The organism is Rubrivirga sp., assembly GCF_049648075.1.
In the GTDB taxonomy this organism is placed as follows: domain Bacteria; phylum Bacteroidota; class Rhodothermia; order Rhodothermales; family Rubricoccaceae; genus Rubrivirga.
The window spans coordinates 1-5,931 of sequence record NZ_JBARYR010000514.1 but is presented as its reverse complement, the minus strand read 5'-3'; the positions used below and the strand labels follow the sequence as shown (position 1 = coordinate 5,931).

Here is a 5,931-nt window from a genome sequence, read left to right as displayed (position 1 = left end):
TCGCAACCTCGCGGGCGCCGGTCTGTACATTTGCGCTGCCGGTCGCCAGGAGCGCAGCTCCCGGCCCGCCGGCCAGAGTGAGGGCACGTCCCGTACGGCCAGCTCCCTTCGAACCCCGCCAGGGCCTGACGGCAGCAACGGTAGAAGGTCGATGCGGCGCGATACGGATCGCGTGCCCTCTCTCTGTTTCCGGACCCCCGACTTGACGACGGACATGCTGACGCTCCTCCCGCTCGCCCAGGCCGCCCCCGCCGGCGGACTGTTTGGCAACCCGCTCCTGCTCCTCGGCCTGCTGTTCGCCGTGATGTACTTCACGATGATCCGCCCCCAGGCCAAGCAGGCCAAGGCCCACCGCGCGCTCGTCGAGGGCCTCTCCAAGGGCGACCGCGTCGTGACGATGGGCGGCATCCACGGCCAGATCCGCCAGGTCGACGAGAAGTCCGTCCTCCTCGAGGTCGACGGCGGCACCAAGCTGCGCGTCGACAAGGGCAAGGTGGCCTACATCGTCGGCGCCTCGACGCCGCCCGCGTAGCGTTTTCATCGTCCTCGAGGGCGCACCACTGCCCGGCGCGCGTTGAGGCCTCAAACAGCCTGGCAGCGCACATGGCCGACGACATCCGGTTCGACTCCATCGAGGACGCCATCGCGGACATCCGCAACGGCAAGCTCGTCGTCGTCGTGGACGACGCCGACCGCGAGAACGAGGGCGACTTCATCACGGCGGCCGAGGTCGTGACGCCGGACCTGGTCAACTTCATGGCGCGCTGGGGCCGAGGGCTCATGTGCGTCCCGGTGACGCGCGAGCGGGCCGCCGAACTGGACCTGCCGATGATGGAGCAGGTCAACACGTCGCTCTACGAGACCCCGTTCACAGTCTCCGTCGACCTCAAGGCCGGGACCACGACCGGCATCTCGGCCGCCGACCGCTCTGCCACCATCCGCGCGCTCGCCGACCCCGAGGCGTCGCCGACCGACTTCGCGCGGCCCGGCCACATCTTCCCGTTGCGCGCCCAGACCGGCGGCGTCCTGCGCCGAGCCGGACACACCGAGGCGACCGTCGACCTGGCGCGGATGGCCGGCTTCCGGCCGGTCGGCGTGCTCATCGAGGTCATGAACGAGGACGGCACGATGGCGCGCGTGGCCGACTTGCGCGAGATCGCGGACACACACGGCCTCAAGCTCATTACGATCCGCGACCTGATCGCGTACCGGATGCGGACGGAGACGCTGGTCCAGCGCGTCGTCGAGGTCGACATGCCGACCGCGATGGGCGATTTTCAGCTCTCGGCCTACGAGGAGACCCTGACCGGCGACGTCCACCTGGCGCTGACCAAGGGCGGCCCGTTCGAGCCCGACGAGCCGGTCCTGGTCCGCGTCCACAGCCAGTGCGTCACCGGCGACATCTTCGGCTCGGCGCGGTGCGACTGCGGCGAACAACTCGCCGCGGCGATGGCTCAGATCGAGCGCGAGGGCCGCGGCATGATCTTGTACATGAAGCAGGAGGGACGCGGGATCGGCCTGCTCAACAAGCTCCGGGCGTACAAGCTGCAGGAGGAGGGCATGGACACCGTCGAGGCCAACGAGGCGCTCGGCTTCGGGATGGACCACCGCGACTACGGGACGGGCGCCCAGATCCTACGCGACCTGGGCGTCGGCCAGATCCGGCTGATGACGAACAACCCCCGCAAGCGCGTCGGGCTGTCCGGCTACGACCTCGAGGTCGTCGAGCGGGTACCGATCGAGGTCGAGGCCGGCGCGCACAACGAGCGCTACCTCAAGACCAAGCGCGACCGGATGGGCCACCTGCTGGGTGGTCTGAGCGGCCACGACGGCGACGTGCTGGCGTCAGTCCTGAGGGAATAAGGTTCGGCCTCGAGGTCGGATCCCGGGTTCTATGGAGCACGCGCGAGCGGTCCGTAGGCTGCGACCTCCAGACACGGCCTGCCATGCACCCCTTCTGTCTTTGCGCCGCTCTCGCGCTCGTCGCGTGCGGATCGCCAGACGCCGCAGAACCGGCTGCTCTTGCCAACGCCCTCGAGGCTGAGGCGGCGGCTGCTGACGAGCCCTCTTCCGAGGCCCTCCAGGCCGACGCAGTCGAACCTTCAGTCGCCCTCGAGGCCGTGCCGGTCGTGCGCGATACCGTCGGCCTCGACCGGCCCCAGACCGCGACGCGGACCCTCAACAGCGAAGGCATGGACTACCAAGAGGACGTCAAGCTGTTCGAGACGATGAGCTTCTCGCCCAACTTCGCGACCTACGTCCCCGATGGCTGGGAGACGCACGTCGTGAGCACGCCGGGCGGCATGGCCGCCCAGCTCCAGTTCGATCTCGAGGCCGGCATCGACGTGTTCATGCCCTACGACCAGTCCAACGTGATGGCCACATTCGCCGAGGCTCGAGACGCCGTCGAGGGTGACGTCACGGACCTGGCAACAAGCGGCAACCTGCCGGAGTGGGCCAAGGCCGGCTACACCTGGTCTCACAGCGACCTGTACGGAGAGACGTACGTGGTCGAGCACGGGGGGACCGGGCTCTTTCTAAGCGTGAAGGCCCCCCTCGAGTATGGCGACGGGTTCGAGCCGTCCTCCCAGCTCGTCCTCGACGAGTGGCGTTGGCTCGATGACGGCTCCAGCCTCCGATAGAGTTTGTCCTCGAGGGTGCCGTTCGCCTCGAGGACGGTAGGTTAGCCGCTGGCTCACTCCCCTTCGCCATGCGACCCGCCCTTCTCGCCCTCTCGATCGTCACCCTCGCCGCGTGCAGCGACTCGTCCGACGAGCCGTTCGACGCGGCAGCCTACGACGGGGGGTCCGAGACTGAGGCCGTCCTCGAGGACGACGCGGTCGATCCGGTCTCCGACCTCGGGGACGCCGACCCGCCCGGCCTCGAGCGGCCCCAGACCACGACCGGCGTGATCTCGATCGAGGGCGAGGACGAGGCCATCGCGCTCCGCCTGGTCCGCTACGAGGATGTGTCCCTTCCCTTCTCGACGTACGTCCCCGACGGCTGGACCGACGAGGTGTCCGGCTCGGGCGAGGGGACGGCCGTCCGGTTCGCGATGGGCGCAGCGCCGATGCAGGGCGTCGTGAGCCTGTTCGTGCCGTCGGACGCGAACCAGAACGACACCGTCGGGCTGGCGCGAGCCGTCGCGGAGAGTCGGGGGGGATTCGGTGAGTTCGAGGACGGCGAAGGCCCGGACTGGGCCACCGCCGGCTTCTCGTTCGCCGACGACTCCGGAGCCGGCAGCGTGACCGTCGGCGAGCACGACGGGACGTCGTTCTACATCATCGAGGAGTTTCCGTACGACATGGGCGACGGCTTCGTGCCGCGTGCCGAGATGATCCAGGACCGGCTCGTCTGGCTGGACGACGGGACCGGGCTGTAGTGCCCGAGTGACGACCCATTCGGCGCTGATTTAAGCGGCACGTCGATCTGGACGATTCCCACCCGTGGTTTCGCGCCTCCACCGTGTCTCGCAACGTCGTCCTCCCGCTCCTCGGCCTGATCGGGATCGTTTTGTTCAGTCTGAACCGACTCGGTCAGCCGGTCGGGTCTGAGGTGGACGTGTTTGCCGAGCCGATCGCTCTCGAGGCCGAGTGGGACGCCGAGCCCCAACCCGAGCGAGCGTTCACGGCCACTCCGCCGCCTGCTCCGCGCCTGCGCTCCGACCTCGAGCGGGACCCTGAGCTCGCTTCCCAAGCCGAGCCGGACTCGTCGTCCGCGTCCGATCCCGATTCCACCGCTGCGACCGCGCCTCTCGAGGGCGAGCAGGACGAGGAGTAGTCGTCCTCGAGGACGCTAAGCTGCGAGCGCTCGCATGAGCGCATCGGCCGCGGCCCGGAGCGCGTCGAGGTCACCTCCGTTGTCGACGACCACGTCTGCGCGCTCTCGGGCATCGGCCGGGTCGATCTGGTGGCGCATCCGGGCTCGGATGTCGTCCTCGAGGACGCCGTCGCGGGCCGCGGCTCTCGCCAGACGGACGTCTTCGGGCGCGTCGATCACCACGACGGTGTCCAGGACGGCGTCGCCGCCGGTCTCGAACAGGAGCGCCGCTTCGTAGACCAGCACGTCAATCCCGTCCGCGCGTGCGCGGTCGACCTCGAGGGCGAGGGCTCTCCGCACGGCGGGGTGGACGATGGCGTTGAGGGCCGCTAACTCACGCGGGTCCGCGAACACGCGACCGGCGAGGTAGCTGCGGCTGAGCGCGCCGTCCGGCCGGTACGTCTCGGGTCCGAACCGGGCCGAAAGGGCGCTGCGCACCTCGGCGTCCTCGACCATGAGTTGCTTGGCCAGGTCGTCGGCCAGGACCACGCGGACGCCGTCGTGCTCGGCCAGCCGCGCCACGAACGCCGACTTGCCACTTCCAATCCCGCCGGTGACGCCGACCGTGGTCACGGGAGGGATGCGGTGAGAGACGCGACGCGACCTCGAGGTCGATCCCCTAATCCCAGATCCCCAACCCCCAACCCCTGGCGGTCAAGGCGCGGAATCGCTCGCCACCTCGAGGTCTCGGCCGCCACTAAAACGGCGCGTCGTGCGTGACGGCCACCGCGATCTGCCAGCCGTTGGCTGCGCCGGCCTCACGGCTCTCGACGGGGACCAACGTGTACGTCGTGTCGAAGGACCACTCGACGCGGGTGCCGGGCCGGCCGAGCTTCCACGCGACGCGCGCCAGGGCGTGCGCCGGCGCCTGCTCTAGGACGGCGACCTCGGCGGGCCGAGCGGTCTGGACGTCCCACGCGCGGTGCAAGTCCAGGAGGGAGCGGACGCTCTCGAGGACGTCCTCCGTCGTTGCCGCTGCGACCGTGACGCCGTCGCGGACAAACAGGCACGGCGTCGCGTACGTCGCCGCGATGGCCTCGGCGTCGTAGGCCTCGAAGGCGCGGCCGTAGGCCTCGAAAAAGGGGCGGACGTCGGTCACAGCGCGGCGGTGACCTCGATCTCCACGAGCGCCCCGACCGGCAGGCCCTGGACGGCGACCGTCGACCGCGCGGGCCGGTGATCGCCGAAGGCGTCCGCGTAGACGCCGTTCATGGCCGTAAAGTCGTCCATCGTGTCGAGGTAGACCGTCGTCTTGACCACGTCCCCAAGTCCGACGCCGGCTGCGGACAGGACCGCCCGGATGTTCTCGAACACGAGCCGCGTCTGCGCCTCCACGTCGTCGCCGACGAGTGCGCCGTCTTTGAGCGCCACTTGTCCAGAGCAGAACAAGAGCCCGCCGACTTTGACGGCGTGGCTGTACGGGCCGACGGCGGCCGGGGCGTCGGGTGAGGAAACGATGGTCATAGACGAGGAAGGAGAGCGACGGAGGATACCGACGTCCTCGAGGCATGTCCTGAGCGGCGCCGAAGGGACGGCTCAGCCCAGGTCCGAGATCCGGTCCGCCTCGATGGCGCTCGCCGCCAGTCCTGTGCACGCGCGCACGACCTCGATGAGCCCGCTGAACCGTGGGTCTTTGGCGTGACCGAGCGTCCACCGCTTGTAGATCTGCTGCGCGATCACGGCCAGCTTGACGAACCCGTACGCCGTGTAAAACACGGGCGCCCCGACCTCGAGGCCGGTCCGCTCTTGGTACGCCTCGACGACACCCTCCCGAGTCGGGTTGCCGGGCCACCACGTTGGGCTGAGGGCGACGGCGCGCAGCGGGGCCGGGTCGCCAGGCTCGACCCAGTAGCCCAGTGTCGAGCCCAGGTCCATTAACGGGTCGCCGACGGTCGCGAGCTCCCAATCGAGGACGGCGCGGACGATCCGGTGCTCGGGGCCGAGGACCACGTTGTCGTACTTGTAGTCGTTGTGGATGAGCGCGGTGCCGGACTCCGATGGCTGGTTCTGGTCGAGCCATGCGAGCACGTCCTCGAGGCCGGTGTCGTCCGTCGCGGCGTGGGTGTAGCGACGTGTCCAGCCCTCGACCTGGCGCCGGACGTAGCCCTCGGG

The 5,931-nt window shown here is 69.4% G+C and carries 9 protein-coding genes and 1 other RNA gene; 6 read left to right on the top strand and 4 right to left on the bottom strand.

Features of this window, described 5'->3' with window-relative positions:
- Nucleotides 1-81 precede the first annotated feature (81 nt).
- The 6 genes from ffs (at nucleotide 82) to WBA11_RS14435 (ending at nucleotide 3,780) form a co-directional block, all read left to right on the top strand.
- An RNA gene (ffs, locus tag WBA11_RS14460) (signal recognition particle sRNA small type) lies at nucleotides 82-180 on the top strand.
- Between the two features lie 34 nt (nucleotides 181-214).
- Complete coding sequence (gene yajC, locus WBA11_RS14455; RefSeq protein ID WP_424521373.1) at nucleotides 215-532, top strand: preprotein translocase subunit YajC; 318 nt, start codon at nucleotides 215-217, stop codon at nucleotides 530-532.
- Nucleotides 533-603: 71 nt separating this feature from the next.
- Nucleotides 604-1,863 carry a bifunctional 3,4-dihydroxy-2-butanone-4-phosphate synthase/GTP cyclohydrolase II gene (locus WBA11_RS14450; RefSeq protein ID WP_424521372.1) on the top strand — a complete coding sequence of 420 codons (1,260 nt, stop codon included), beginning with the start codon at nucleotides 604-606 and terminating at the stop codon, nucleotides 1,861-1,863.
- Nucleotides 1,864-1,946: 83 nt separating this feature from the next.
- The gene (locus WBA11_RS14445; protein WP_424521371.1) at nucleotides 1,947-2,642 is read left to right on the top strand and encodes a hypothetical protein; all 696 of its coding nucleotides are present in this window, start codon (nucleotides 1,947-1,949) and stop codon (nucleotides 2,640-2,642) included.
- Between the two features lie 68 nt (nucleotides 2,643-2,710).
- Nucleotides 2,711-3,382 (top strand): hypothetical protein, encoded by a 672-nt coding sequence (locus tag WBA11_RS14440; protein WP_424521370.1) that lies wholly within the window; start codon nucleotides 2,711-2,713, stop codon nucleotides 3,380-3,382.
- An 83-nt stretch (nucleotides 3,383-3,465) separates the two neighbouring features.
- A complete protein-coding gene (locus WBA11_RS14435; protein ID WP_424521369.1) occupies nucleotides 3,466-3,780 on the top strand; it encodes a hypothetical protein in 315 nt (104 codons plus the stop codon).
- 15 nt (nucleotides 3,781-3,795) lie between these two features.
- Here the strand turns inward: WBA11_RS14435 and coaE are convergent, their stop codons facing one another.
- The 4 genes from coaE to WBA11_RS14415 form a co-directional block, all read right to left on the bottom strand.
- Nucleotides 3,796-4,392 carry a dephospho-CoA kinase gene (gene coaE, locus WBA11_RS14430; RefSeq protein ID WP_424521368.1) on the bottom strand — a complete coding sequence of 199 codons (597 nt, stop codon included), beginning with the start codon at nucleotides 4,390-4,392 and terminating at the stop codon, nucleotides 3,796-3,798.
- Between the two features lie 124 nt (nucleotides 4,393-4,516).
- Entirely contained in the window at nucleotides 4,517-4,918 is a 402-nt protein-coding gene (locus WBA11_RS14425; protein ID WP_424521367.1) for a hypothetical protein, read from the bottom strand.
- Nucleotides 4,915-5,283 carry a Rid family detoxifying hydrolase gene (locus tag WBA11_RS14420; protein WP_424521366.1) on the bottom strand — a complete coding sequence of 123 codons (369 nt, stop codon included), beginning with the start codon at nucleotides 5,281-5,283 and terminating at the stop codon, nucleotides 4,915-4,917. The genes WBA11_RS14425 and WBA11_RS14420 overlap by 4 nt, the downstream gene beginning before the upstream one ends.
- Before the next feature lie 72 nt (nucleotides 5,284-5,355).
- Nucleotides 5,356-5,931: phosphotransferase family protein (locus WBA11_RS14415; RefSeq protein ID WP_424521365.1), on the bottom strand; the 576-nt coding region annotated here is incomplete at its 5' end.